This is a genomic window from Haloarcula sp. H-hyl2 (assembly GCF_056934385.1).
Window position 1 is genome coordinate 1 of record NZ_JBRIIJ010000007.1, and the last position, 26,578, is coordinate 26,578.

Consider the following 26,578-nt stretch of genomic DNA (forward strand, 5'->3'; position numbering starts at 1 on the left):
TCTGTATCTTATACGCCGATTGTATCAGTCTCAAGGGTTCAACAGACCCGCACTGCCAAATTCCGATATTTTGTCGCTGGAGTGCCAGTTGCGCTATCATACGGCCCAAACCGGCGAGCGGGCCCCGAACTGATCTCTCGCGTCTCCTGGCACGAGGGGAGTGCCGAGTTTACAGCCAGTCGTCGCCCCAATCGTCGAGCGCGTCGAACACTGGACAGAGGGCGTCGCCTTTCTCGGTCAGCGCGTAGTAGCTCGCGACCGGAGATTCGAACTCCTTGTGGTTGTCCACGAAACCTTCTGCTTCCAGGTCGTCGAGCACACGCGAGAGCGTGTACGAGCTGGCCCCAGTCGAACGCTTGAGTTCGTTGAACCGTTTCTCACCATCTCGCAAGTCGTTGAGGACGATGAGCTTCCACTTCGCCCCCATCTCCTCGACAGCACCGACGACATTACAGACGTCTGCATTCCGCTGCTCAACCTCGGATTCTTCGCCGGTGTCAGTGGTTGGTGGTTGGGTCGGCATTACTTGGTCATACTATTGTTGCCTGAGCTATAAATAGGTTTGGGAACAAACTAGGTAATGTAATGGAACTACAGAACGCGACGGTACTCGTAACCGGTGCCACTGGGAACGTGGGACCGTACGTGACGGATTCGCTCGTTGAACACGGTGCTGAAGTCGTCGGTACGTACGTCACCGACGCTAAGAGAGACGCAGTCGAAGAGAGTGCTGAGCACGCTGATGCGGTGTCGTACTACCAGGCCGATCTGACCGATCAGGCAGCAGCCGAATCCCTTGCGGAGCGGGTCGCAAACGAACACGGACGGGTCGATCACATCGTTGGCCTCGCCGGCGGGTTCTCGATGGGCAACGTTAGCAACACCGACGCTGATGCCTTCCGAGCAGCGTTAGATCGCCACGCGACGACGGCGTTTCTGACCGTCAAGGCCTTCGCGGATCAGCTCAGCCCGAGTAGTGGTGTCGTCCTGTTCAGCTCCGACCGCGCTATCGATCCTGTCGGTGGCACGCTCGCCTACGATGTCGGAAAGGGAGCGGTCCGGACGCTGGCTGAATCGCTCGATGTCGAACTCGAGGGTCGCGTCAATGCGATCGCGCCATTCCTCGTCGACGTACCGGGGAACCGCGAAGCGATGCCTGACGCCGACTTCTCCGAGTGGACCGCGCCCGAGGCGATCACCGATGAAGTAGTCCACCTGCTTTCGAACGAGGGCGTGCGGGGACAGACCGTCCAGATGACCGGTGGCCAGCAGGAGGTGGCGAACTGATGGCCCAGGCCGCATCACGTGAACAGTCATCCACAACGGCTGCACGGTGGAGTCCGACTATCGTACGCCTCGCCCTCGGGATTCCGATGGTTATCTCAGGTGTTGGCAAAGTGTTCGGAGTCGGTCCGAAACCGATGGGTCTCTCTGGCTTCGCGGGATTCTTGACGAGCCTTGGCGTTCCACTTCCTTCGGTTGCGGCGCTGGGTGTCGGAGTTGTGGAACTTGTCGGCGGCATCTTACTGCTGGTCGGCTTGGCCGTTCGTATTACGGCAGCATTGATCGCTATCGACATGCTCGTCGCGACGGTCCTATACCACCTCCCTAACGGGTACCCGGCCACTAGTGGTGGTATCGAATTGACGCTCACGCTTGCCCTGATTGCGCTCGCACTTCTTGTGAGTGGTCCGGGACCGCTCTCCATAGAACGTGCGCTGTTCGATCAAGGGGACCATCCCGCTGACTCTCACTCGAGCGGTACAGACGTGTAACCACTGCAGGAATGGATTGAAATGACACTAATGAACTCAGACGTACTCCCTAAAGAGACCCACATCGGCCGGACCGCACTCCGTGTCGCCGACCTCGACGAGCTGACGGAGTTCTACCAGAACGTCGTCGGCCTCGAAGTGCTACGCACAGCAGACACAAGGTCCGTACTGGGAGCTGCGGAGACACCACTCCTCGTGCTGGAGGCCGCTGAAGATGCTCCCGACCGACACCGATCAGGGGCCGGACTGTATCACAACGCGTTCCGGGTCCCCTCACGCGAGGCCCTCGGTGATGCGCTTGAGCGAATCCGAGAGCACTGGCAACTCGGTGGTGCCTCCGATCACTGGGTTAGCGAGGCGCTGTATCTCACAGATCCGGAGGGGAACGGCATCGAGATCTATCGGGATTACCCCCGCGAGGAGTGGCCGCTCGCTGACGACGGTCGTGTTCGGATCAGCACCGAACCGCTCGATCTCGACAGCATCGAAGCCGCTGCCACAGGTGGGAGTCAGGTGCCGCCCGGAACTGATGTCGGACACGTCCACCTCGAGGTCTCCTCGCTGGACTCGTTTAGAGAGTTCTACGTGGATGCCCTGGGATTCGAGGTACAGACAGCCCTGCCTGCTGCATCCTTCGTGTCTGCAGGCGGGTATCACCACCATCTCGGGGCCAACACGTGGCATCACCGGACTACACCGAGCAGTGGACGTGGACTGTCATGGTTCGAGATAGTTGTCCCCGAGTCCAGTATCCTCGAGGCAGTCCGAGAACGGCTTACAGACCATGGAATCTCGGTTTCGGAGAAGAGCGACCATATCGCAGTGACTGACCCGGATGGGATCGAGGTTCGACTTCGAGCGGCCTCAGGTCGGTAGCCGCTCACCGAAGTACTGCATCGACGTACTCACTGGCCGTCCGCCGTGCCGTTTCGAGGGCCCCGAGATCATCCAGCGCAACTGCTCTGGTTCGTGCGCCATCGACGATTGTCATCAGTGATCGAGTTACGTGGTCAGCGTCGACCTCGTTGAACACGCCCTCGTCTATCCCGTGATTGACCACTGCTTTGAGCATATATCGAATGTACTCGTCGTTCTGCTGGAAGCGTTCGCTGAACGCCTCCTTGTAGGGGGCCTGGCTCCGCATCTCCAACAACGCTATCGAGAGGTCGGGGTTCTCCTGTGGTTTGACGAGGAGTTCGTCGAGCAGCAAATCCAGACGTTCTTCCGGGTCAGTCGTCTCCACGTCGCGTATCGAAGTGACGAACTGTTCTAACAGGTAGTCGAGGAATGCAGCGAGTAGTTCGTCTTTCGTATCGTAGTAGTAGTGCACTGCAGCCGTGGATTTCCCGTATTCGTCGGCGATCCGCTGTATCGTGAGTTCAGCGTATCCGTGTTCGCGGAGGGCACGGTAGGTTGCCTCCATGATCGCCTCGTCTGGGCCCGAGAACGTCCGGTCCGATGGCTCGTCCATTAGGTGTCGGTTTTAGCTATGCTTGGATAACGTTTGTGACCCGGCTGACGAATTTTCCCATACTAATCAATTAGTTAGTTAGCTATTGAACGCTCAATTCCCCTCACAATCAGAGATTTGATAGACAGTCAGTGCTTCCGACAGGTTCTTAACTAACTAGTTAGTAAGTTAGGGTAGTAACCGAGATGGACGATGATACAGCAACGAAAATTTTGGAGGCGACGTATCGGGCCCTCTGTCAGCACGGGTACGCAGATCTCACTATCGCAAACATCGCTGACGAAGCAGGGCGGAGCAAAGCATCTATCTACTACTACTACGACAGCAAACAGAACCTCTACGTCGAATTTCTCGACTATCTCTACGAACGCTACACTGCACAGCTTCCGGCAGTAGACGGTGGAACACCTCATGAACAACTCGATGCGCTCCTGGAGACAGCCTACATTGACCAGGCGGAATCCCACGACCGAGACTTTCGCACGGTACTACTCGAAGTAACAGCGCAAGCGCCGTACAACGATGCAATCCAAGCTCGACTCGATGACTTCGAAACCGTACTCTCCGAGCGAGTGAGAGAGATCATCGCTGCTGGCGTCCAGACGGGCGAGTTCGACGAGCGGATCGACCCAGACGCTGTTGCCGAGTTCATCGTGACGGCCATCATCGGCTCCCATATCCGCCGTATCGCCCTTGACCATTCAGATGCCCACCTCCACGAGACGATGGCACGGTACAATGAGAGCTACCTCCTCGCAGACGAGTTCTCGGAGGCGACTCACTGATGGGCGTTCGAGCCCGCATCCGCTCCCTGTTCAAGGGCCCCGAAGAATTCGACTTGACTTCGGGTGACATCGGAAAGCCACTGTTCTTCCTGGCGATGCCCATCGTCGTGACGAATCTCTTCCAGACGGCGTACAACCTCGCGGACACGTTCTGGCTCGGCCAGTACAGCACTGATGCCCTGGCAGCGATCAGCTTCGCGTTTCCGATGGTCTTCCTGCTCATCTCGCTGGGGATGGGCATCTCCGTCGCGGGCAGCGTGCTCGTCGCACAGTTTACCGGAGCCGACGAGGAACGCGAAGCCGAATACGCCGCCTCACAGACGATGATGTTCGCCGTCATCGTGTCGGTCGGTCTCGGCGTCGTGGGCTACTTCAGTGTCGAATCGCTCCTGACACTGCTGGGCGCGTCGCAGGACGTCTTGCCGATGGCGACGAGTTACATGGAGGTCATCTCGCTGGGCTTGCTGTTCATGTTCGGCTTTCTCGTCTTCATCGCGCTGATGCGCGGGTACGGCGATACGATCACGCCGATGCTCGTGATGTTCGGGTCGGTCGTGTTCAATATCGTCATCGACCCGTTCCTCATCTTCGGGTGGACCGTCGTGGAGAACGCACCGCTCGTGGGGACACTCGCGTTCCCCGAACTCGGTATCCAGGGCGCGGCCATCGCTACGGTGATCTCGCGTGGCCTCGCTCTCCTGGTCGGCGTCGTGATTATGTTCCGCGGTAACCGCGGCGTTCAGATCCATCTCCATGACATGGTCCCGAATCTTTCGTATCTCCGCCGTCTGGTCCGCATCGGTCTCCCAGCATCTGTCGAAGGAACTGGACGGGCAGTCTCGATGAACCTCTTGTTGGTTATCGTCGCGATGTTCCCCGATACTGTCGTTGCTGCCTACGGAATCGGGACGCGTGTCTTTTCGGTTGCGTTCCTCCCTGCTCTCGCAGTTGCCCGTGGCGTTGAGACGATGACCGGCCAAAACATGGGGGCGGATAAGCCAGAGCGTGCTGAACAGGCAGCACGGTTGGCGGCGAAAGCCCTCTTCTGTCTTCTCACACTTGCTGGCATCGTCGCCTTCCTGTTTCCGGACCCCATCGTCTCGGCCTTCGTCAGTGCGGACCAACCAAACGCCGCTCAGGTGGTCGAGATCGGAGCGGAGTTCATCCGGTACGTCGCGCTCACGTTCGGATTCATGGGAATCATGCGGGCATACACCGGTAGTTTCCGAGGTGCTGGGAAGACGCTCACTGCCGCCGCCATCTCCGTGGTCACGCTCGGTCTGGTCCGCTTCCCGATTGCATGGCTCACTGCTGGCCCGCTCGGAGAACCGGGTATCTGGCTGTCGTTCGGACTCTCGAACGTGGCCGGAGCGATTATCACCTACGCCTGGTACCGTCGTGGCACGTGGCAAAACAGTGATCTGACCGAAGCCAGAATCGACCTCGACAAGGCAGGTCTCGAAGCTTCAGTGGATGACTGATACCGAGATCTGACTCAGCGGGTCAGTTACCCACGACTGAAGTCGTGGACTTCCTCCTTACGTCTCTGTGACAGAAAATCGTGGAAGGCCGCTGATTTCGGCCGGTATCGCGTTCGTATGGCGTATTTACACATCGATAGTGGGGGGGCTATCGGCTTGCCTGCTGTACCTTTCAGTATCAAATCGAATAGTGTGAGCACGGAAATTATATATCTCAATTCCGAACTTCGGTCACTGACTGTGGTAGGGCTGATTGGCGGCAGCCTTGTTGGGCTATCAATCGTATCAGGTCTTGTGAGTGGCGGGTTAGCGGTGTATCTATCCAGACACCGTGGGCAACCTGGTGGAACGTGGTTCATGATCTCGTTGACCGCACAGGGTATCTGGGCAGTCGCCTACGGGATCGGCCTCACACTGACTGAGCCTGAGCTCCGAGCGGCCCTCGAAGCGGTTGCCTGGGTAGGGATGAACTGTACAGGGCCGTTCTTTCTCGCCTTCGCACTCGAGTATACCGGACGGAGTACATTGACACGGAGTCGGTGGCTCCCTGTACTGCTTCTCTCCCCGGTGGCGACGCTGACACTCGGGGCAACACAGCCACTCCATACCTTGCTCTGGCGAGACTTCCAGTTTGCACCGGTATTCGATCTAGCCACGGTCCTGTACTCGATTCAACCACTGGGATACGTGACGGTCAGCCTGAGTCTCGCGATGGCGGGCATTGGTGTGCTCCTCCTCGTCGAGACCATGCTGGCATACGGGAAACTCTATCGCCGTGAGACCGTTGCCATCGTCCTCAGTCCCATCCCAGCGTCGGTACCGCTGCTCGTCTGGCTCGGACAGATCGGTCCATACCCCCAACTCAATCTCACGCCTGCACTGTTGCTCACACACGTTGTACTCGACGCGTATGCGTTCTCGAGCACGTCGATATTCGAGACCAATCCGGTGACACGGCGAGCAGCCGAACGCAGTGCTGTGGATGACTTGGATGACCCGCTTCTGGTAGTCGATACTGAGGATCGCGTTGTGAAGCTCAATGACAGCGCTCGGGACCTTTTCGAGACGTCGGGAGATCAGCTCCCGTGCGGATTTTCGTCCCTCGTCGGCACCGAGTTGACGTCACTCCGGAACGACGGTGACCTCTCATTCAACTCGCGAACCTATGGCGTCTCGTATACGCCATTGGAAACTGCCGATATCGGCTGTGTCGGGGGAATCGTTGTTCTGTACGATATCACGACAGAACGGAGGCAACGACAGCAATTGTCTGTACTCAATCGGGTGTTGCGGCACAACCTCAGAAACGAAATGACCGTCATCAGAGGCCATGCCGACTCGGTACAATCGAGGTGGACCGAGCAACAACTGGTCACACAGATGAATTCTATCATCGGAGCGAGCGACCGATTACTTTCGATTGCCGAGCAGATGCGAGAGTTCGAACAGATCGTAGACGGTGATCTTCAACAGCAGGAGATCGACTGTCGGGACTTTCTGGACACCGTCCAGGTAGAAATCCGGGACACATATCCCGAGTCGAGTGTGACCGTCGTGGCCGACTCGGCTCCCAAGTACATTCGGACCGATCCGACAGTCCTCTCGCTCGCGGTGCGCAGTCTTGCTGAGAATGCGATTCGGCATTCCGACGACGGCGTTCCAACCGTCGAATTGTCCTGTGTTGCTTCTGATGACCGCGAGACGATCGTCTTCGAAGTTCGTGATACCAACGACCAGATCCCCGAGATAGAGCTGGAAGCACTGGGTACAGATGAGGAACAGCCGCTGCAACATGGTCGCAGCATTGGCTTGTGGATCGTCGACTGGTCCGTCACGGCAGTCGGTGGACGGCTTGATTTCCAGTACGACGGAGGAAATGTCGCTACTATCACACTCCCTGCGGATTTTCATGCAGATTGATGTCGGTTTAGACACCGGGCTCGTCATCCGGTGAGTCGGATGCGCCTGATCCGTCCACTCGGAGATCTCGCGCTCATAGCAGTCATCATCGCTCGGGCGATCGTCTTCGAGTTTGTAGTAGCTGGTGTCCGGTCAATTGAATCTGGGAGATAGTTCAATCGCATTGCTTCTTCCCGCCCAAGAATGGCTTCGACAGCGTCGTAGTCGACACAAGCAAACGAGAAGCCGTCCATGTCACAAGAGAGCCAGCAATGGAAGAGGTGGTATGTATTAACCAACGTAGTCCGCCAACTGTTGGTTAAATTCAGTTAGCCAGTGCACCGATGCACATCGGGTTCCGATGATCATCGGCTTAAGGAATTCCCTTAATTTGGGGGGTACCACACACCACTGTTTCCGAAGCTTTCGCTCTCAATTGGAGTGAGCTATTATCACATTCACCCACCTCGATTCAACCGGAGATAGATGTCCCATCCACACACCACAATTTCCGGAGTAAATAGAGCTCATTTCGGCTGAGAAGGGTAGAGAAGGGGAAATCAATTACATCGGAAATTGTGGATTTGACCGGGTGAGACACACCACTGTTTCCGAAGCTTTCGACCGCATTGAGGTTCGGAAGTGTCGGATTCACTCTGGCCCGAAACGGCCAGCCATCTCCTCGGATCTCTGTAAATGGGGCTGTCGTGATCAGCAGGATCCTGAAATATGGAGATTGTAGGGTGAGAGAGTCAGGACGTGTCGTCACCGGTGACGGGGGTGGAGAACCCTCCACCGTTTCCGAAGCTATTGTAGCCCGGAAGTTGAGCTACCTTCAGACCTACCCTCACACCACTGTTTCCGAAGCTATCGGACAAATGTGTGGGGGGGAGGGGATAGGTTGCAGCAGCAATTGCCTAGTTCTGTAAGATCTAGTCTCTATAGACACCTGCTTCTCTAGCTTTTCTCTGTTTCCCTAGCTTTTCTGGAATGCTGATATTTCTGTTATACTATATTATACTGTACTACGGGTTAGGTTAACCACCTTAATAAATAAATCTTTTGTAGTTATACACTAGAATAGAATACCTCACCCATGCTGATATCGTGTAGCTTCGGAAATAGTGGTGTCTGTGTGTTATATAAACTATCGAGCTTAGGAAACCATGGTGTGGGAAGTGTTTATATACTCGTTAGCTCCGGACGCTCCGGAAGCTTAGGAACCGGTGGTTTTATGATATCATGCTGTGAGTGGATTTCACATGGGGATGTTTGAACGGGATCAGCAAGTGTTTGCTAATGCAGCTCCCCTCGACGACTCTTACGAACCTGAAGATATCCGGGAACGGGATGATGAGCTAGAAAAGTATCAACGGGCACTCCAACCGATTATTGATAACCGGCCGACATCCAACATCTTTCTCTACGGCAAGACCGGGACTGGCAAAACCGTCGCGACGAAGTTTATGTTATCCCATCTCGAGTCTGACGCCGCAGCTTACGACGACGTCGACCTGTCGACTATCTGGGTGAGTTGTGAGAACCTCTCTTCATCCTACCAAGTGGCTGTTGCACTCGTGAACGAACTGCGTCGTGGGCAAGGGAAAGATCGGATCAGTACGACTGGCTATTCACAGCAACGAGTATTCGATCTCCTCTACGACGAATTGGATTCTCTAGGTGGCACTGTCGTGATCGTACTCGACGAAATCGACAACATTGGGCAATCAGATGATATCCTCTATGGACTGCCGCGCGCTCGGTCGAACGATTACGTCGACGACGTTCGTCCCGTTATTGTCGGCATCAGCAACGATTTCCAGTTCCGGGAGAACCTTTCGCCGAAGGTCAAGGACACACTTGCGGAGAAGGAGATCTTGTTCCCACCGTACGATGCCAATCAGTTACGATCGATTCTCCAGCCCCGGGCTGAAAAAGCGTTTCACGATGACGTAATCGAGGAGGATGTCGTCCCGCTCTGTGCAGCGTTCGCCGCTCAAGACACCGGTTCAGCAAGACAGGCGATTCGGCTTTTACGTGAAGCGGGTGAAATCACGCAGGCAGAAGAAGCTGATACCGTGACGGGTGATTTTGTTCGCGATGCCCAGGACGAACTCGAAAAGAACCAACTGTACGAAGGCATGCAAGAACTCACGACACAGGGACACGCTGTCCTGTGTGCGCTGGCATACCACCAAGCACTTGCTGAAGTACCGGTCCGCTCTCGTGACCTCTACGATCGGTACATCAAAATATGCGACCGGCTGGATGCCGACAGCGTGAGTGAGCGGCGTGTGCGTGATCATTTGTCGGATATGAATATGCTCGGACTCATCAGCGTGTACGAGCGCAACGAAGGGCTGTCGGCTGGCCGCTATCACGAATACGAACTCGATGTCCCACTCAAAGCCGTTCTCGATGTCTTGCTGTCGACCTCGCGATTCGAAGACGTCGCGAATATCATCCAGTCGACGGCTGAAGACAACAACTTGCTGCAGACCAATCTCTCGAATTACTGAGTGCTCGCTGTCTCTCTGACTGACACTCCCGGAGTCATCTTGAATCCCTGTCGTCAAAAGCTTCGGAAACAGTGGTGTGTAGCTCCGGAAATAGTGGTGTGTTTCAGTTCGGTGTTACCGAGTGCAAATTTTCGATACCGTCGTGCTTCGAGTGACGCCAGATGGTCATAGAGCAAGCACCGATATCAACTCCGGCATCTGTGTCTCTGCAAGTTCGCGACAAATCCTCGACCGATTCCGAAGATTACGACGATGTTCCAAGTGGGGACTTCATCACGGTGAAGACTACAAAGGAGAGCGGTGACAAATCGTACCGAAATTTCTACTACCCCCCGTCATCGATGTGTAATTCCAGACGATTGTTGCAGACGATAGTTACAGACGATAGTTACAGACGATAGTTACAGACGATAGTTACAGACGATAGATGCAGACGCATAGTACAGTACGTCGAGTGTTCGGCCACGGATTCGGTTGCTGAAATTGTATCAGACAGTCCACAGATCGGCTTCGACCGGTCAGAGAATACCGGCCATCGCAGCGACTCCCACGAGGATGACTAGGCTGCTGACATTGACATCCTCCGCGCCTGTTCAGTGTATAATGATGCCCTTGGCTACCGTTCTCGACGGCCAGAAATCGTCGTCACGCCTACCACCATCTAGTGGTCAGAACGGGAGTCCACCGACAAGCTCTGCCCTTCAGGGCTGAGAAGGTGACAGGTCTGCGGAGGATTCGATCACTGGTGGCCGCTGGTGACGGCAACCGACGGGGGCCACTGACTGTGGGGGAGCGAGAAAGGGAGTGGACCGCCAGATATTGCATGCAAGGGACGCGGCCTCTGTATTGACAATCTTCAATACAGTGCGTGGGATTGAACGACACATCGCTGACTCTCATATGGACGGGAATGCTGCTGCCCCACGGACGGCCCAGCTCGACAAGGACGAACGCGAGCATCTCGAAGCTATCGTCACCGAAATGCGCGAGCGGTGTGAGGCGAACGTTCGCTACCAGCTCGAAGCACACGATCTCGAAGACCGTCCGCACGAGGACGTGTCTCTGAGCGACGACGAGGAAGCCCTCGTCGAGGCAATCGAACTGGAAGCCGTCGACGGGAACGACTGGGAAGAGGGGTACGAACAGTACGTCACCGGTGTGGGGTACACCATCGTCAATCGGCTGGCCGCCCTCCGCTGTATGGAAGTCCGGGACTTCGTCGACGACGAGGTGACGGTCTTCCGCGAGGACGGTCTGACCCCCGCCGCCGACCGGCTGGTCACGGAGGAGTTCATGCTCGAAGAAGAGGCCGTCCTCGAAGCCTACCGGAACGCCTGTGACGACCTCGCCGAGGAGATCGAGATCCTCTTCGACCGCTCGACGGCCTACAGCCTCATCGACCCCGACGACGACACCTACGAAGACCTCTGTGGGATGCTCGACGAGGTGCCCGACGAGGTCTGGCGCGCCGACGACGTCCTTGGCTGGGTCTACGAGTACTACAACGTCAAGCTGCTCGACGACCTCCGGCGGAAGGGCGACCGCGAGGGGCTGGAACCGGACGACGTGCCGCCCGCCAATCAGTTCTACACCCCCCACTGGGTCGTGCGGATGCTCACCGACAACTCGCTCGGGAAGCTCTATCTCGAAGACCGCGGCGAGCTACAGGACGCCGTCGAGCGACAGGATGCCCTCTCGCCGGACGAGCGCAAGAACCGCCCGCTCTCGCCAGACGAGTCGCCGGATATCGCCGATTTCTGTACCTATCTCGTACCCGCCGAAGAGGAAGGCGAGGCCCCCGCGTTCGACGGCCCCGAGGACATCCGGGTCATCGATCCCGCCTGTGGTAGCGGCCACTTCCTGCTCTATGCGTTCGACGTGCTGGAACGAATCTGGCGGGCCGAAACGGACCTGGACCCAGCAGCGATTCCCCGCGAGATTCTGCGACACAACCTCTACGGCGTCGATCTGGACATGCGGGCCTGCCAGCTTGCGGCGTTCAACCTCTATCTGAAGGGGCGCACGCGTGCCGAGGCCGAGGGTGCCAGCGGCTTCGAGATGCCCGAGGTCGGCATCGTCTGTGCCGATGCGAAGGTCGCCGACGTGGAGGGGGTCGAGGCGGTCTTCGACGAGGTGGCCGACGGCAAGGACGACGTGGAGGACGCCCTCCGGCGGATTCTCGACGCCTTCGAGGAAGTCCACGGCCTCGGGAGCCTGCTCGACGTGCGTGGGACGCTCGGCGACCTGTTCGACGACGAGGTCGATCAGGAGAGCGTCCAGATCACGCTGGAGGACGACCCCCGCGAGGATCATACGCTCGGCCAGATTCTCCACAGTCTTCGGGAGGCCGTGGATCAGCACCGCGACGACGATTCGTTCCTCGCGCAGGACTTGCGGAGTTTCGTTCGGTTGCTCGACCTGCTGGCGCAGGACTACGACGTGGCACTGATGAATCCGCCGTATGGTTCAAAAGGACGGATGCCGAATGTCGTCCAGCAGTATGTCAATTCGAGATATGAATATTCAGCTGAATATTATGTGAATTTCTTCGAAGTTTGTGACGAAGTTTGCAAGTCACAAGGTAGAATCGGTATGTTAGTTCCTCGAACATTCATGTTTAAGCGACGCTATAAAGATTTCAGGAGAGACTTCATAGGCGAGAAAGGGAGTTTTGATTTCTTAGCCGAATTCGGTCTTGGGGTTCTGGATAATGCAACTGTTCGAACTGTAGGGACTGTTGTTCAGTCTGGAGCGGCGCAGTCTCCAGCGGGGGATTTTATTCGATTACATGATCTTGAGGGTTCTGAGAAGGAGTCTGCATTTTTAAATGTAGTAACGAAACAAGCAGCAGACCAAGACCGACTTTTCCGAGTCGAACTGGAGGAATTCTTGGAGGCACCCTCCAGTCCTATTTGTTACTCAACTCCCGCTGAAGTTAGACAACTACATGAGAGGGATATTAAACTGGATGCCGAACAGGCGGAGACAGAAGGCAAATCTCTCTGTACTGCAGTGCCGGGGCTACAGACCTCTAATGATGACAGATTTGCAAGGTTCCATTGGGAATCAAACGACAACACCACATTTCAGCCGATCTCCAAGGGTGGAGAAGACGCATGGTTGTTGCCTACTATCAAGGAGACTGTTGAGTGGGACGAGAATGGAAAAGCAATACGCCGGTCTGCCAAATCTGTCAGGATACGGAATGAAGAATTCTACGATACACCCGGCCTTACTTGGACATATGTGAAAGCCACTGGAAGGAGGTTTGGTTACTATCCCGGAGGTCTATTTGGGCACGCAGGCGCGATGATGTTCCTGAAGGACGACGCATCTACGTCACTTTGGACTCTCATGTCTGCTCTAAATTCAAACCTCTATCATACCCTGTTTCTCTCTCAAACAACTGACCGATTCTGGAACGCAGGTGAGGTTGGAAGCCTACCTTGGTTATCCGAACTTGAAAATGCAGAGAAGCTTGACGCCCTTGCAAAAGAACAGTTCGAAACCAAGACAAAGCTTCAATTTGATAATCCGATCAGCCCCTATTATGTAGGTTCACCACTTCTACCGAGAGAATATAACTCTAGCTTCTTTCATAACCACCCACATAATGAAGATTCCAGATCAGAAATCACAATAGGAAGATCAAACCTCGATAGCAGCATCAACGAGCTTGCGCGACAGAGTGAAATCCAGAAACGCAAAAGAGCGAATCGTCTTGAACAACTTTCTGATGAGGTCGAGCAAATTGTATATCAAGAGGTTGGAATCTCTGACCAGACTAAATATGAGATTCGAAATGAAATCTTCCTCAGAACCGCTGAAGACCCCGAAGACCGCGAAGTCCCAGACCCGGAATCTGTCCCCGAGGTACCCGACAACATCGACGAGCAGGTCAAAGACCTCGTCCACCACTTCGCGATGGCGGCCGTCCGCGAGGAGTCGGATGGCATCATCCCACTCGACGGCGCGGACGAGCAGGCCGATATGCTCGACCGGATCGTCGAGCGGTTCGAGGACGCGTACGGCGAGTACGCCGAGAATCGCCTCGTCGAGGTCGACGACATCCTCGGGACCGAGTCCGCCGCCGACGAAGCCTATCCCAACCTCCGGGCCTTCGTCGAGGACGACCTGTTCGCCTACCACGTCGAGCGGATGGAGAACACGCCCATCCTCTGGAAACTCAGCACAGAGCGCCTGCTGGCCGACGCCGCGGGCGAGGGCTTCGCGTGCTTCGTCGACTACCACTCGCTCGACGCCAGTCTCTTCGACCGCCTGAGCAACACCTACCTCGAACCCCGGAAGGCCGAACTGCGCGAGCGGCGGTCGGCGGCCAATCAGCGTCGCAACGACGAGTCGCTGTCGACGGGCGACCGGGCCGACGCCACCGAGACCTTCGAGTTCTGTACGAGCGCGCTGGAACAGATCGCCGAGTTCGAGGACGTACTGCAGGACCTCGGCAGCGTGCGCGAGCGGGACTTCGACGCCGACGACCGCGAACTGGCCGCGACGCTCGCCCCGAAGGTGGCCGCGTTCCGCGAGGAGACCGCCGAGCGTATCGAGACGCTGGAAGCGTTGCGGGCGGAGAACGGTGCGGAGTGGTTCCAGGACACCTTCTCGGATGGGTTCTGGGACAAGGTCGACGAGTGGCGCGAGGAGTGGCTCGACGCCCTCGCGGAACTCGAACACGCCTGCGAGGAGTACGCCAAGCCCAGCGACGACCCCGTCGAGGCGCATCTGGCCGACCTCTTCGACTACTTCACCTGGCGGCTCAAGGGCTCGGATCACTACTCCAGCACGGGGATTCTGTTCATGACCTACTACTTCGAGCGCGAGGGGGGCGACCTACTGGACGACGACGGCGAACCACACGACACTCTGACCGACGACGAGCGACTGCTCGCCTCGCTGGCGACGGGGCTGGACGACGCGTCCGTCCTCGACGGCGCTGTCGACGGCGATGGGCTGGCGGAGTTCAAACAACTCGCCGAGGAGATCGAGGACCGCTGCCAGACCATCGACGGGCGTCTTCCCTCGGACTGGGCGGACCGGGCGCTCTCGGAGATCACGACCGCCGGCTATCAGCCCATCCACAAACACGGGGTTGCGATCAATATCACGCCGCTCGCCGAGCACCGCGTCGTCCCGGAGATCGTCGCGGACAGAGTGCTATAGGGCCGGCGCGTCTGCCGGCACCTGTTTGTCACTGGCGAGCGCGTACTACTGGTCGGTCGAGGACTGCAGCGACGCGAGCTGAAACGGAAGCCGACAGGCATCGGCTCAGTTGGTCGTCCGCTCAGTCTTCGCGTCCACCAGATCAGCGATGTCGCTCCGAGAGTGCGGCTCGATAGCCACACGGTCTCCCTCGGCAGTGTAGAAGAGACTCGTCGTGACACGTCGGTCGGGATTCATGCGTTTGCCCTGTCTCGTTTTCCGTGACGCCGGGTCGGTTGTCTATGCTGGATACGGTCTCGTGGGATATCCACTACGCCTGACATAACATGTTCTTTGAGGTGAAACTATATTTTACGATAAAAACACCTTCCAAGCGAGAATGGAGAGACCCTGATCTGGCTGAACGCTCACCTCGTAGGTCGGATATTCGGCCGATAAAACTCTCTTCGGTCGTTTTCTCGCAATCGATGGACAACTATCTCTCCCCCGCATCGATGAGGTCCGCTGCTGTCGACGAGTCCTTCCGGATCGCTGTCGGTCTCGGTCTCCTGTTCGGGGAGGAACGCGGCTACGAGGTGTCCTCGTTCGCAGCGGCAATCACGGCCATCACGTCAGCAGCAGACAGTCGGCCGTAGCTCTGTAGTTCTCGACCGCTGTCGTAGATATTGATCGCTTCCATGACCTCTTCGGGTGTGACCTCGCCGTCGTCACTGCGGTAGACACTCACGACCGACGGCTGTGCCGGGGATTCGACAGTGATTGTCTGTGACACGGGACCGACTGCGACGGTCCGGGTTCCGGCCCCTTCGAAGGTCACCTGGACTACGCGGGTTTCCGTTTCGCCGGCATCGACCGCTATCGGTTCCTCGGCGACAGTATTCCCGTTGACCGTCACTGATGCCTCGTAGGTCCCGTTCTTGGCACCCTGATTCCGAACGGTCACGACGAGCTGTTGGATCTCCCCACCGGTGACAGTCGAGGGAAGTTCTACTGAGACAACCGAGAACGCCGGGCTACCGGGCGTCGGTGTCGGGGTTGGCGTTGGAGTCGGAGTTGGCGCGGGTGTACTCGTCGCCTCGACAGAGACGGCACGCGTCTCTGTATCAGTGTGGCCTGCTGCATCTGTCACCCGGAGCGTCACCTGTTTTGTCCCAGCTGTCGACCAGGCGTTCGTGGTGGTGCTGCCGCCCTTCTCGTAGACGCCGTCACCATCGATGTCCCAGGCGTACTGACTGATACCGACGTTGTCGGTCGACCCGCGTCCGTCGAGGACGACCGACTCGCCCACCTGGACCGACCGAGTTACAGACACATCAGCGACAGGATCTGTTGTATCTTCGACGGTTATCTGGACCGTATCAGTGTCGGAGTTGCCACTCCCGTCAGTCACACGGAGTCGAACAGTGTAGGTGCCTGGTTCGTCGAAGGTGTGGCTCGCTGTTTCGCCGGTAGTATCGTAGCTTCCGTCGGCGGTCCAGTCCCACTCGTAGCTCGCGATATTTTGATCGTCCGCGGAGTCGCTTCCATCGAAGGTGACGGCAGTGTCCTCCGAGACGACCCGATCGGAGCCTGCATCGGCCGACGGTGTCTGGGCGTCGACGGTCAGCGCTGGCGACGCGACAGCCTGGCTGCCACCGTTGCCGAGCGTGTCGACCGAATCGACGGTCAGAGACTGGGCACCAGCCGTTGGTGACTGCCCGACACTGAACGTGGCGCTGTACTGGTCGTCGCCGCTCGCGGAGTTGGGCCCGTCGTCCGCCAGCACGACCGAGCCCGCGTCGAACCCGCCAGTCGTCGCCGTCACCGATGCGACACCGGTTGCGTCGGTCACCGTCGCCGTGACCTGGACCGTCTCACCGGCTCGAACGACGCCGTTTCCGTCCGTCTGGTCGCTAATCGTCACCCCACTGACCGCTGGGGCTGTCGTGTCGACCGAGAACGTTTCGTCGATGCCTGGCTCGGTCGTGTCCAACGCGTTGCCAGTGCTGTCGGTAATGTCTCCGCTCGCGAGATCCAGACCGAGCGTGCCGTCGCCGCCGACACCGTCAGCGGTGACTGTGATCGTCGCTCCGCTCGAACTGCTCACACTGGCGATGGTGGCCGCTGCCGGGCCGTTCGTGTCGAAGTCGTCGGGCGAGACGTTCGTGACACCCTCCGAAAAGCCCACGCTCCAGGAGACACTGCCAGCGTTGGTTGCTGCGGTCGTGGGTGCGGCCCGCGTAATCGACGTGACGGTCGGTGCGGTCGTGTCAGCCGTGGTGAAATCGAGTGTATCGTCCGTGGCGATACCGGCGAACTGCGTGGGTGAGTTCGCGGTGTCCTCGACCGCAGTGCTATCGATCCGGACGGCGTACTCCGTCACCGACTGGAGATCGGCGGTGGGATCGATCCGGAGTGTCGACCCCGAGACCGAGACTGTCCCGTCGCCGCTCCCGACGTCGGTTCCGACGTCGAAGCTCTCGGCGGTGGTTCCACTGTCGACATTCTTCAGGGTGATCGTGCCGCTCCCGAAGCCGACCGGTTCGCTGAACGTCAGCGTGATGTCGTCTGTCGGTGGGTGTCCGGTCCCGTCGTCGGCCGGATCGCTACTGGAAAGCGTGGGGGCCACGTCGTCGACGACGGAGATCGTCACTGCCGTCTGGACGGTGCCGCCGTTGCCGTCGTCGGCCTGCAGGCGGATATCGTACTCGCCTTCGGCGAGCGAGGCCGCGTCGTCGGCCCGGAGCGTCGTCCCGTCGACAGAGAACTCCCCGTTGTCCCCGTCACCAGCCCCACCGACCAGCGAGAACGTGTGGCTCCCGTCGTCGGGATCGGTTGCACCGAGCGTGCCGACCGCGGCGTCGGTCCCACTGGATTGCACGACGCTCGTACTCGTCAGGGTGATTGCTGTCGGGGCGTCGTTGGCTGCCGCCAGCGAGACCGTGCTGAGAACCGAGAGTGCCGCGGTGTCGTCCCCACCGGTGGCCGTGCCACCGCTATCCTGCAGCGACGTGATCGTCACCACACGGTCGATTCCAGTAGTGGGCGTGTCCCCAGTATGGCGGTACGTCGCCCCATCGAAGAGTGTCTGGAGTTGCGCGGCTGAGAGCGATCCACCCGAGACAGTGACGGTTGCCGTCGATCCGATGGCAGCGACGGAGACACTGAGACTGTTGTCCGCGGTCGTCAGGGTGTTCGCGTTCGTCAGCACCACGGCCGACCCGTCGATAGTGAGGTGTTCCTGGCTCGGTTCGGCGACGTTCGTCACAGTCATGGTGAACCCTTCGAAGGTCTGGCCGCCCTCGACGGTGGACGCCGAGGCGGACGTGTAGAGACCGACCGGACTCCCTCCTTCGGTGTAGGTCGGGTCCGTTCCGGTCGCCGTCAGCGTCGGCTCGTCGTTGACCGGCGTCAGCGACACCGTGCTGGGAATCGAGAGCGATGCGGTGTCGTCCCCGCCGTTGGCAGTCCCGCCGTCGTCGCCGAGCGAGGTGATCGTAACGACCCGGTCGCTGCCGGTGCTCGGATCGTCGCCCGTGTGGCGGTAGGTTAGTCCATCGAGGACCGTCTGCAGCGTCGCCGACGTGACGCCGCTCGGCTCGCTGACGGAGACCGTGGCCGTCGATCCGGCGACAGCGACGGCGACACTCAGACTGTTGTCCGCGGTCGTCAGGGTGTTCCCGTTCGTCAGCGCCACGGCAGACCCGTCGATGGTGAGTTGCTCCTGGCCAGACTCGGCGACGTCCGTCACGGTCACTGTGAAATCCGTGAGCTGCTGGCCGCTCTCGACGGTGGATGCAGCGGACGAACTGTAGAGGGAAGCCCCACTCTCACCCTCCGTGTAGGTCGGGTCCGTTCCGGTCGCCGTTAGCGTCGGCTCGTCGTTGGTTGCAGTCAGCGAGACGGTACTGGTTATCGAGAGTGCTGCGGTGTCGTCGCCACCGTTTGCCGTCCCGCCGCTGTCGGTCAGCGACGTGATCGTGACCACGCGGTCGACTCCCGTACTCGGCGTGTCGCCCGTGTGTCGATACGTCGTCCCGTCGAGTACCGTCTGGAGTTGCGCAGCCGAGAGCGTCCCGGACGAGACGGCGACGGTGGCCGTCGATCCGATGACGGCGACGCTGACACTCAGACTGTTGTCCGCGGTCGTCAGGGTGTTCGCGTTCGTCAGCGTCACGGCCGATCCGTCGACGACGAGTTGCTCCTGGCTCGGTTCGGCGACGTTGGACACCGTCAGCGTGAACCCTTCGAAGGTCTGCCCGCCCTCGACGGCGGACGCCGAGGACGAACTGTAGAGGCCAGCCGGACTCCCGCCCTCCGTATAGGTCGGGTCGGCGCCGGTCGCGGTCAGCGTCGGTTCGTCGTTGACGCCGACCAGCGAGACGGTACTCCCGATGGCGAGGGGTGCTGTGTCGTCGCCACCGTTCGCCGTCCCGCCGCTGTCTGTCAGCGAGGTGATCGTGACCACACGGTCGCCGGAATCAGTGGGCGCGTCGCCGGTGTTACGATAGGTCAGCCCATCGAGTACCGACTCGAGAGCCGCTGGCGAGAGTACTCCCGACGTTACCGAGACAGTCGCTGTCGACCCGGCCGTGGCAACCGAAACGTCGAGGGAGTTGGTCGCCGTCGTGAGGGTGTTCCCGTTACTCAGCGTCACGTCCGAGCCGTCGACAGTCAGAACCTCCGAGGACGGTTCGTCGACGTTGGTCACCGTCAGGGTAAATGCCTCGAAGGTCTGCCCGCTCTCGATGGTGTCGGCCGACGAGGAACTGTAGAGGCCAGCCGGACTCCCACCTTCCGTGAACGTCGGGTCGTCACCGGTCGCCGTCAGCGTGGGTTCGTCGTTGGCCGGCGTCACCGAGACGTAGCTGGTGATGGCGAGTGAGGCAGTGTCGTCGCCACCGTTTGCCGTTCCGCCGCTGTCTCGCAGCGACGTGATGGTGACCTCACGGTTCCCGACCGTCGGTGTATTACCGGTGTGTTGGTAGGCCACGTTGTCGAACAGCGTCTCGACTGCCGCTGTCGAGAGCGTGCCACCAGTGGCCGAAACCGTCGCCGTCGTTCCGACGACCGACACGCTCACACCCAGGCTGTTTGTCGCGGTCGTCAGGGTGTTCGCGTTCGTCAGCGTCACTGTCGATCCATCGATCAGGAGTTGCTCCTGGCTCGGTTCGGCGATATCCGAGACCGTTAGCGTGAATCCCGAGACGGTCTGGCCACTCTCGATGGTGTCGGCCGACGAGGAACTGTAGACGGTAGCCGGACTCCCGTCTTCACTGAACGTCGGATCGTCCCCAGTCCCCGTTAGCGTCGGTTCGTCGTTGACGCCGACGACCGAGACGGTGCTCTGTATCGCGAGTGCTGCGGTGTCGTCGCCGCCGTTGGCCGTCCCACCGCTGTCCTGAACGGAGGTGAGAGTGACGACGCGATTGGTCGTCGTCGGGTCGTCACCGGTGTGACGGTAGGTCGCCCCGTCGAGTACCGTCTGGAGTTGCGCAGCCGAGAGCGTCCCGTCCGTTACCGCGATGGTCGCCGTCGACCCGACGACCGTCACGCTCACAGTCAGGCCGTTGGTCGCCGTCGTGAGGGTGTTCCCGTGACTCAACGCCACGTCCGAGCCGTCGATCTGGAGAATCTCGTTGGTGGGGTCGTCGACGTTACTCACTGTCATCGTGAACCCCTTGAACGTCTGGCCGCTCTCGACAGTACTGGCCGCCGTCCCACTGTAGAGCCCCGCTGCACTCCCGCCCTCGGTGAACGTCGGATCGTCGCCAGTCGCCGTCAGTGTCGGCTCGTCATTGACGCCGGTGATCGAGGCGGTTACCGTGATGGTGTCCGTGGCTGTCCCATCGCTGACCTGCACGTCGAACGATTCCACCGAGGTACCGCTGAGGTCCGGGCCTGGCGAGTAGGTCAAACCGGAGGGGGTAACGCTGGTGCCAGCGGTCCTGGAATCCGGGAAGCCGCCGGTCGAGCCGCCGTTATCCGGGGGGCTGCTGACCGACCAGGTCAGGGTGTCGCCGCTGTCGCTGTCCGTCACAGCGAGCGCTGACGTGATGTCGTTGGCGCTGCTGTCTTCTTCGACGGTGATCGTCGTCGAAGCGCCGTTGTCGAAGGCTGGGGCGTTGTTTGCGAGAGAAAAATCGATATTATCCACGGCAAATAGGTGTGGATCTCGAGGGCTTGAGTCATCGTCCGTTATTGTGAAGCTTGTCACTCCAGAGAAACCAAGTGAAACATCATTCTTCCAGGTGCAACATGAGCTATAACTCAATGAGACAGAAGAACCCGTATTCGGGGTCACAGTAAACGTCGCTGGAGCGGATTCACTGCTACTACTCAACAAAAAATCAGCATTTGAGATATCGACTGGCTGATCAAATGTGAATTTATAGTTATATACCTGAGAACTAACCGCTACAACATCACTCTTACCGCTGACACTTCCAAATACATCGACGTTAGTTCCACCAGGGTCCGCATCTGTGGCTATTACTGTAACTCCATTCACGGTTTCAGTGACATCAGTGCCATCTGAGGCTGTCGAGAAATCGAACGTCGATGTCAAAACACCGTCGTAGCTGTCTATGGTGTCCGTCGCAGTAAACACAGACGTGACAGCATTTGAGCTTGAAGTTTGCATCCCAGTGGAATATTCTAGATTCCAGTCCCCACCCCGACTCGCGCTCCCGGTCAAATCGTCAGAGGCCGCCACGTCACCACCGGTCGCGTTCGCCACGTCGCCGACGAACGCCCGTCCGGTGCCGTTCTGGGCCACCCGACATCCATAGAGCAACACGTCGCCGTCGGGCGCGAGACTCGAATCGAGCGCGCTCGTCAGGCCGCTGTACTGGTCGAGCGTCCCGCGCTGGAGCGTGTCGTCGCCGATCTGGACTGTCCCGATGGTCCCGTGCGAGAGGACGTGAACCGCCGACAGGTTCGAGCGCCCGTCCAGCGCCGCCTGCATCCCCGCGGCGCTGGAGACGTACACCACGTCCATGCCACCCTCACGGGCGACACGCGCGAGCATTTCGTGATCTTCAACCGTCGTGTCGACGACGGCAACTTCGGCAGCGGTCGTATTCGGGGCAGAATCGCTCGCTCCAGTGGAGTTCGCGAGGCAAGCGGCGTCTGTCTCGGCGGAAATCTGGCCACCAGTTTCCTGGAACGGTGACTGGTGTTCCGATAGACACGCAGCGGAATCAGCAGCAACGGCCCCGCTGGCGGGTCCCCCGAGCAAGACTGCGAGAACTACGAGCGCGAAAATGTGTACGAAGAGGCGGTAAGCAAGTGTCTTCTCGCACGGCCAGGCGCCCATTACCCGGCCTCCGAAAGCGCAGCTGCAGACACTGTACTACAACACCATCGGAGTGGATCCTCCGACCCACTGTTTCCCACCGACCGGAATCGGGTCATTGTGACTCATTCAATCTAATATTATAAATAGAGTTCGCGTAAATCGCCTCCCGAGAGTGGTACAACAGCCTCACTACGATAGTAGCCATTGAAAGTCAATGCACACCCGATCGCACTGCCGTCGTGCGATCGGTGTGTAAACCGTTTCAATTGTTACTATAGATTCAAAAGTGACATCCTCTTGCGCCTGACGGCGGCGGAATCCCGACCGCAATAGGAATATTGCCGTTTGCAGGCTACTCCTCGTTCCTGCGGTTGGAATCCAGAGGACAAGTCCTCCAGACCCCCGGCTGTGCCACCCAGCCGGAACTCCTCTCCTCGTCCACACTGACCCCAGACTCGGCGTTGCTATCGTCCGTTCGGTCGTTCTGTGATCGTTATCTCGAAGCGGGTGCCGTCAGTATCGCGGTCGACGAGATCGATCTCCCACCCATGTGCTTCGATAATGGTTCTGACGATGGCCAGACCGAACCCGGAACTGTCGGTGGTACTCATTCCGTATTCGAAGACAGTGTCACGCTGGTCGAGACTGATTCCCGGGCCATCGTCTTCGATGAACAGCCCACGCTGACAGGGACCGACACGAACGGTGTTTGCACTCGACTGTTCTTGTAGCGTTCCCGGCTCACTCGCGTGGGCACACCCGTCCGTGGTCCCGTGCTGGACGGTGTTCCGGAAGATATTCTCGAACACCTGCTGGAGCCGTCGCCTGTCGGCGTGAAGGGCTCGTGTATCGGTGATCGTCAGGTCGAGCGTGCCGGTGTCGATGGTGTGCCAGGCTGCCTGTGCGACGGTCGCGAGGTCACATTCTTCGGTCGTCTCGACGTCGATGCTCTCACGAGCCAGTCGGGGGAGGTGATCTGCGAACCCCCGTAATCGGTCGTGAACCGTCTCCAGGTCCCTGAGTGACTGTTCGACGGATTCGTCTGTATCACCGAGGTCAGCACGGAGGAGAGAAAGTGTCTTTTCAGCAGTCGACAGCGGTGCTGCCAAGTCGTGGGAGATGACACCAGCCATGCGCTCCAGTTGCTCGTTTTTCCGTTGGGTCTGGGCGGAGAGCTGTTCGAGTCGCCGCTCACGTTGTTTTCGTTCGGTGATGTCGACCATCGTGAGGACCGTCCCGCGAGAGACGGCCTCGCGGCCAGGTTCGACCTGCTGTTGGCGGACGAGGTACTGTCGATCGTCTCCATCGTGGTCGATGGCGATCTCGACACGGTCTCCGTCGGCCAGCGTGCCGAGCGTCTGTCCATCGAGCAGCGTGGCCGGCAACACCTCAGTGACTGGCGACCCCTCTAGCCGACCGGGCGCGTCGAGGGCCCGCTGGGCGGCCTCGTTGGCGTCGATTATCTCGTCACCAGGCGAGACGATAAGGAGTGGATCGTCGAGCGAGCGAACGACCCGCTCGTGAGCGACCGGGAGAAAGGACGTCAGATCCGTCCGGACGACAATCGCACCCAGTGGGATTCCGGTCGCGATGAACGCGATCGGCGTCGAGTCGAACCACGGAAACGGTATTCTGGCGAGGTGATAGCTCATATTCACGAGCCAGGGAACTGTGACACAGACGATCAAGATAGCAGATTGATACCGGTAGAGCCGGCTATCGGAAAGCGCGGCCGCGAAAAGCAATCCTGTCCCGGCCAGCAGGAGCGAATAGGAGTAGACCACGTTCACGATGTGCCACGGCCCTGCGGTTGTCTGCAGGAGTGGCTGGGCACCCACGGTCACCACGTCGATCGTCGTGTAGAACAGTGAGTGGTGCTGTGCAGTGAACACCATCACGAGCGTCACCGCTGGCACAACCGACAGGAGGACGAGACGGCGGGACGAGAGCCACTCGCCACGGTCGACGTAGCGGACTGCGAACACGAGCCAGGCGATGGGCGTTGCGACAACCCCCACGTACGAGAGTTGTGTGAACAGCAAGAGCCACTGCAGACGTGCCGAGAACAACGTTCCCAGATGCGTGGCCGCCCAGAACGTGATGACTAGGAGGAACAGACCGAACGCGAACGCCGAACTGGCCGGGTCGTGACGGGTTAGCAACCAGAGTGCAGCGGTGCCACCGGCGACGACCGAGAGGACGACCGCGAACACTGCGATATCGTACATTGTCGTCTGTGCTCGTTCTGTAGATTTGCGCCAGGTCGAACGGCTGTATCGAACCCCGCGATAGCTCCCGTGCCCACCAGCGGCCACGCGGTTGCGTCCGCTTCTGGTGCAACTGCATGTCAACCAGGCAGATAAACCTAGTCGTTTCCTGGGGACTCGTCAGTCCTCGCAGCGCTCGTCAAACAGTCGAGTAAAGACCTTCCGCTGGGCAGTGCGGAGATGCTGGCTGATCGTCGCTCGCGATCGGTCGAAGTGGGCAGCGAGCTCGGTCGCAGTCGTCTCCCGCGGCCGCTGGAAGTAGCCGACCTCGAGTGCGTGGCGAAGGACTTCGCGTTGGCGGTCCGTCAACGGAGCCGCGACTTCTCGGTCCGTGACTGACGAGTCCTGGCCCTGTCGTGTCCAGACCGTCGAGACGGTGGCGTCCTCGAATTCGGCACGGAGAACGTCCTGTACCGTCGAGACCAGCTCGCCGTCGGGAACCGAGAGGTCGAGCGTCGTCGTGTCAGTAGCGAGTGTCGTCCCCTCGACGACCACACCATGGTCGGCGAGGCAACTCTCGGGCGTCGGTGCGTCCGCGACGAGTTCGCAGCGGGTCGGTGATGTCGACCTGTCGACCGAGAGCGATCGGATCCCATCAGCTTCGGCCACAGCGGCCTCGAACCCACGTCCGGAGACGCCATCGACTGTCGTAACGTAGAGTGTCGTCCCGTTGTCCCGTGGAACGACCGAGAGCACGTCGACGGCAACAGCGTCAGAGAGCGCCTCAGAGAGCACGCCCAGTGGCACGGCGTCGCTGTCGATGTCGACCCGGACCTCGACTGGCCGAGGCGACATCAGGGACCGTTTGCGCTCGGCGTTGGTGAGTGCATACCCGACCGTCTCGGCGTACGCTTCGATGGCCGCCTGTTCTTCGCCGTCCAGCACGGACCCGTCGTCCGTGTAGGCAGCGAGCACTCCGAACCGGACACCGTCGTGACGGATCGGGACGGCGACCGCCCCCTCGAAGCCGTGGTCGGTGGCCAGTGATTCCCACTCCGTCCTGGCAGCTGACTCCCGGTACGCCGCCCCATCGAGTCGTGTGAGAACGCTCTCGTTTCGGTCGAGCGCCCTGCGTGCAGGTTCACCCGACGGCAACGGCTCCCCCGGCGCGTATACCGCGTCGTAGTACGACTCCTGACCGGCAAACGCGTCTGGCACCGGTGGGCTGGCACTGGTCTCGCGAGCGATGACGGCACAGGCGTAGTCGCGCTCTGTGACGAGGCGCGCACAGAACTCCTGGGAGAGGTCCGCCTGTGCTGTCGTGCCAGTCAGGATATCGAGCAGCGCAGTCTTGCTCCGTCGTTCGCGTTCGAGCGCACGCTCGGCTCGGTACGACCGAACGGCCCCCTTGATACGACTGGCCAGTAACCCGGCTTCGTCGTCGTCCTGCTCTTTGCGGATATAGTCGGTGACACGCTGGCCGATTGCCTCACTGGCTACGCCTTCGTCACCGCGGCCAGTCACGAGCAGAAACGGTCGCTCGGAATCCACCAGGCGGACCGTCTCAAGTAGCGCCAGGCCGGTGCCGTCACCGAGCTGATAGTCACAGACGACACAGTCGGGGTCGAGACGCTCGAACGTCGTCCGTCCCTCCGCCAGGCTGTTCGCTATCGTCACGTCCAGTGCGTCGTTGTTCGTCTCAAGGAGTCGGCCAGTCACTCGTGCCCAGGTCTCGTCGTCGTCGATGAGGAGGACCGTTACGCGGTCCAGCGAGTGACCCACATCCGCTGTCGACTGGGACTGGGCTGTCATCATTCGTCTGTCACTGAGTCCATACACTAAAACCCCACACAGGGTCCGTTGACTGTTTGGTCCACGCCGCTACACTGAACCTGAGAGCACTGTCACCCGACCACACCGCCCTGTCGGAACCGGTCTCTAGCATATGCTGGGTGTACCTTTAGGTCACTATCCGGTGGTGGAC

General features: G+C 59.3%; 14 protein-coding genes and 1 pseudogene. 9 read left to right on the top strand and 6 right to left on the bottom strand.

The annotated features are described in order from the left end of the window. Positions 1–169: 169 nt before the first annotated feature. On the bottom strand, positions 170–523 hold the full coding sequence (locus tag Hhyl2_RS21500) for a winged helix-turn-helix transcriptional regulator (protein WP_483552833.1): 354 nt from the start codon (positions 521–523) through the stop codon (positions 170–172). A gap of 62 nt (positions 524–585) precedes the next feature. Here Hhyl2_RS21500 and Hhyl2_RS21505 point away from each other — a divergent pair, with 62 nt between their 5' ends. Genes Hhyl2_RS21505 through Hhyl2_RS21515 form a run of 3 tightly spaced genes read left to right on the top strand, consistent with a single transcriptional unit; the run spans position 586 to position 2,651 of the window. Further along, positions 586–1,287 carry an SDR family NAD(P)-dependent oxidoreductase gene (locus Hhyl2_RS21505; RefSeq protein WP_483552834.1) on the top strand — a complete coding sequence of 234 codons (702 nt, stop codon included), beginning with the start codon at positions 586–588 and terminating at the stop codon, positions 1,285–1,287. After that, a complete protein-coding gene (locus Hhyl2_RS21510; RefSeq protein WP_483552835.1) occupies positions 1,287–1,775 on the top strand; it encodes a DoxX family protein in 489 nt (162 codons plus the stop codon). Before Hhyl2_RS21505 ends, Hhyl2_RS21510 begins: the two co-directional genes overlap by 1 nt. 30 nt (positions 1,776–1,805) lie before the next feature. After that, entirely contained in the window at positions 1,806–2,651 is an 846-nt protein-coding gene (locus tag Hhyl2_RS21515) for a VOC family protein (RefSeq protein WP_483552836.1), read from the top strand. Between the two features lie 4 nt (positions 2,652–2,655). Here the strand turns inward: Hhyl2_RS21515 and Hhyl2_RS21520 are convergent, their stop codons facing one another. Continuing rightward, a complete protein-coding gene (locus tag Hhyl2_RS21520) occupies positions 2,656–3,246 on the bottom strand; it encodes a TetR/AcrR family transcriptional regulator (protein WP_483552837.1) in 591 nt (196 codons plus the stop codon). Positions 3,247–3,431: 185 nt separating this feature from the next. Between Hhyl2_RS21520 and Hhyl2_RS21525 the strand changes: the two genes are divergently transcribed. From Hhyl2_RS21525 to pglX, 5 genes are all read left to right on the top strand, one after another. Further along, positions 3,432–4,031: a TetR/AcrR family transcriptional regulator gene (locus tag Hhyl2_RS21525; protein ID WP_483552838.1), complete on the top strand. Its 600-nt coding sequence runs from the start codon at positions 3,432–3,434 to the stop codon at positions 4,029–4,031. Continuing rightward, a complete protein-coding gene (locus Hhyl2_RS21530) occupies positions 4,031–5,512 on the top strand; it encodes an MATE family efflux transporter (protein ID WP_483552839.1) in 1,482 nt (493 codons plus the stop codon). The genes Hhyl2_RS21525 and Hhyl2_RS21530 overlap by 1 nt, the downstream gene beginning before the upstream one ends. A gap of 117 nt (positions 5,513–5,629) precedes the next feature. Next, positions 5,630–7,432 (top strand): histidine kinase N-terminal 7TM domain-containing protein, encoded by a 1,803-nt coding sequence (locus Hhyl2_RS21535; protein WP_483552840.1) that lies wholly within the window; start codon positions 5,630–5,632, stop codon positions 7,430–7,432. 1,241 nt (positions 7,433–8,673) lie between these two features. Continuing rightward, entirely contained in the window at positions 8,674–9,930 is a 1,257-nt protein-coding gene (locus Hhyl2_RS21540; protein ID WP_483552841.1) for an orc1/cdc6 family replication initiation protein, read from the top strand. 900 nt (positions 9,931–10,830) lie between these two features. Next, positions 10,831–15,108, top strand: coding sequence for a BREX-5 system adenine-specific DNA-methyltransferase PglX (pglX, locus tag Hhyl2_RS21545; protein WP_483552842.1), 4,278 nt, complete (start codon positions 10,831–10,833; stop codon positions 15,106–15,108). 568 nt (positions 15,109–15,676) lie between these two features. Here pglX and Hhyl2_RS21550 read toward each other — a convergent pair. Both Hhyl2_RS21550 and Hhyl2_RS21555 read right to left on the bottom strand, forming a co-directional pair. After that, positions 15,677–21,244 (bottom strand): beta strand repeat-containing protein, encoded by a 5,568-nt coding sequence (locus Hhyl2_RS21550; RefSeq protein WP_483552885.1) that lies wholly within the window; start codon positions 21,242–21,244, stop codon positions 15,677–15,679. Positions 21,245–21,715: 471 nt separating this feature from the next. Continuing rightward, positions 21,716–22,117, bottom strand: a pseudogene (locus tag Hhyl2_RS21555) (DUF4347 domain-containing protein); the annotation flags it as partial. On the opposite strand from Hhyl2_RS21555, the gene Hhyl2_RS21560 reads away from it, so the two are divergent. After that, on the top strand, positions 22,010–22,261 hold the full coding sequence (locus Hhyl2_RS21560) for a hypothetical protein (RefSeq protein ID WP_483552886.1): 252 nt from the start codon (positions 22,010–22,012) through the stop codon (positions 22,259–22,261). The pseudogene Hhyl2_RS21555 and the gene Hhyl2_RS21560 sit on opposite strands and share 108 nt — an antisense overlap. A gap of 590 nt (positions 22,262–22,851) precedes the next feature. Here Hhyl2_RS21560 and Hhyl2_RS21565 read toward each other — a convergent pair. Both Hhyl2_RS21565 and Hhyl2_RS21570 read right to left on the bottom strand, forming a co-directional pair. Next, on the bottom strand, positions 22,852–24,615 hold the full coding sequence (locus tag Hhyl2_RS21565; RefSeq protein WP_483552843.1) for a histidine kinase N-terminal 7TM domain-containing protein: 1,764 nt from the start codon (positions 24,613–24,615) through the stop codon (positions 22,852–22,854). A 159-nt stretch (positions 24,616–24,774) separates the two neighbouring features. Next, a complete protein-coding gene (locus Hhyl2_RS21570) occupies positions 24,775–26,406 on the bottom strand; it encodes a bacterio-opsin activator domain-containing protein (protein ID WP_483552845.1) in 1,632 nt (543 codons plus the stop codon). Positions 26,407–26,578: the final 172 nt, after the last annotated feature.